Genomic DNA, 1,917 nt, shown 5'->3' on the forward strand with positions numbered 1-1,917 from the left:
AATGCAGCCTCACGCTTGGCAATAAACGCCGCCATCCCTTCCTTCTGATCCTGCGTCGCAAACGCGGCATGGAACACCCGCCGCTCGAAACGCACGCCCTCGGTCAGGTTGACCTCGAACGCCCGATTCACGCTCTCCTTGATCATCATCGCAATCGGCAATGACTTGCCGGCGATCACCGCTGCAACTTTCAGCGCCTCATCAAGCAGCTCATCGCTCGGCACGATCCGCGCGACGATGCCGCAGCGCTCGGCTTCCACGGCGTCGATCATGCGCCCGCTCAGGCACATTTCCATGGCCTTCGCCTTGCCCACCGCGCGGGTCAGGCGCTGGGTGCCGCCCATGCCCGGCAGCACGCCGAGGTTGATTTCCGGCTGCCCGAATCTGGCGTTGTCGCCAGCCAGGATGAAGTCGCACATCAGTGCCAGTTCACAGCCGCCGCCGAGGGCGAAACCATTGACCGCGGCGATGATCGGCTTGCGTCGGTTGGCCACTCGATCGCTGTCGCTGAACAGGTCGTCCATGTAGATCTGCGGATAGGTCAGCTCAGCCATTTCCTTGATGTCGGCGCCGGCGGCAAAAGCTTTTTTCGAACCGGTGAAGACGATGCAGCCAATGTGCGCATCGGCTTCCAGCGTATCGAGGGCGTGGTTCACTTCGCTGACCAGTTGCGCATTCAGCGCGTTCAGCGCCTGCGGCCGGTTGAGGGTGATCAGGCCGACGCGGTCGCGGGTTTCCAGCAGAATCGTTTCGTAAGTCATGAATAAAATTCCTTGTCAGAGATTGCGCGAAATGACCATGCGCTGAATGTCGCTGGTGCCTTCGTAGATCTGGCAGACGCGCACGTCGCGGTAGATGCGTTCCAGCGGGAAGTCGTTGAGGTAACCGTAACCGCCGAGGGTTTGCAAGGCCATGGAACAGACCTTCTCGGCCATTTCCGAGGCGAACAGCTTGGCCATCGACGCCTCGACCAGCGCCGGTTGGCCGCTATCGCGCAAGGCTGCGGCGTAATGCACCATCTGCCGGGCGACGGCAATTTGCGTGGCCATGTCCGCCAGGCGGAACGCCACGGCCTGATGCTCGATGATCGGCTTGCCGAAGGTGTCACGCTCACGGGCGTAATCACGGGCGGCCTCGAACGCAGCGCGGGCCATGCCGACGGCTTGTGAGGCGATACCGACGCGGCCGCCTTCGAGGTTGGCCAAGGCAATCTTGTAGCCCTCGCCCTCCTCGCCAAGGCGGTTGGCGACCGGCACTTTCACATCTTCGAAGAGAATCTGGCAGGTGTCGGAGGCGTGCTGGCCGAGTTTGTCTTCGACCCGCGCGACTTTGTAGCCGGGCGAGTCGGTCGGCACGATAAACGCGCTTATCCCGCGTTTGCCGGCGCTCGGGTCAGTCACGGCAAACACGATCACGATGCCGGCGTTCTGCCCGGAGGTGATGAACTGTTTGCAGCCGTTCAAAACGTAGTGATCGCCTTCCAGCCGCGCGCGGGTTTTCAGGCTGCTGGCATCGGAACCGGCCTGCGGTTCGGTCAGCGCGAAGGCGCCGAGCATGGCGCCGCTGGCCAATGGTTTGAGGAAGCGCTCGCGCTGGTCGTCATTGCCGAACTTGAGAATCGGCACACAGCCGACCGAGTTGTGCACGCTCATGATCGTCGAGCAGGCACCGTCGCCAGCGGCGATTTCTTCCAGGGCCATGGCGTAGGCCAGGTAGCCGGTGTCACAGCCGCCCCACTGCTCCGGCACGAGCATGCCGAAAAAGCCCAGCTCGGCCATCTCGGCGATGGCTTCCCTGGGGAAACGGTGCTCGCGATCCCACTCGGCGGCGAACGGCTTGAGCCGTTCCTCGGCAAACTGCCGGGCCATGTCGCGGATCTGGGTTTGGTCTTCGTTGGGGATCATGGTGATTCCTTGA

At 62.6% G+C, this 1,917-nt stretch carries 2 protein-coding genes; both read right to left on the reverse strand.

Annotated features, from left to right (window positions below; translation table 11 throughout):
* Positions 1 to 761, reverse strand: a 761-nt coding sequence (locus tag D6877_RS08830; protein WP_130910545.1) for an enoyl-CoA hydratase, incomplete at its 3' end; no start/stop codon positions are given.
* A gap of 15 nt (positions 762 to 776) precedes the next feature.
* Positions 777 to 1,904, reverse strand: coding sequence for an acyl-CoA dehydrogenase (locus tag D6877_RS08835; RefSeq protein WP_130910508.1), 1,128 nt, complete (start codon positions 1,902 to 1,904; stop codon positions 777 to 779).
* Positions 1,905 to 1,917 lie beyond the last annotated feature (13 nt).

The sequence above is a fragment of the Pseudomonas sp. Sample_9 genome, assembly GCF_004307535.1.
Taxonomy (GTDB): domain Bacteria; phylum Pseudomonadota; class Gammaproteobacteria; order Pseudomonadales; family Pseudomonadaceae; genus Aquipseudomonas; species Aquipseudomonas mercuritolerans.

Bases quoted from the DNA above. Each gene is read 5' to 3' on its own strand.
- D6877_RS08835 (WP_130910508.1), bottom strand. From the start codon at position 1,904: ATGATCCCCAACGAAGACCAAACCCAGATCCGCGACATGGCCCGGCAG.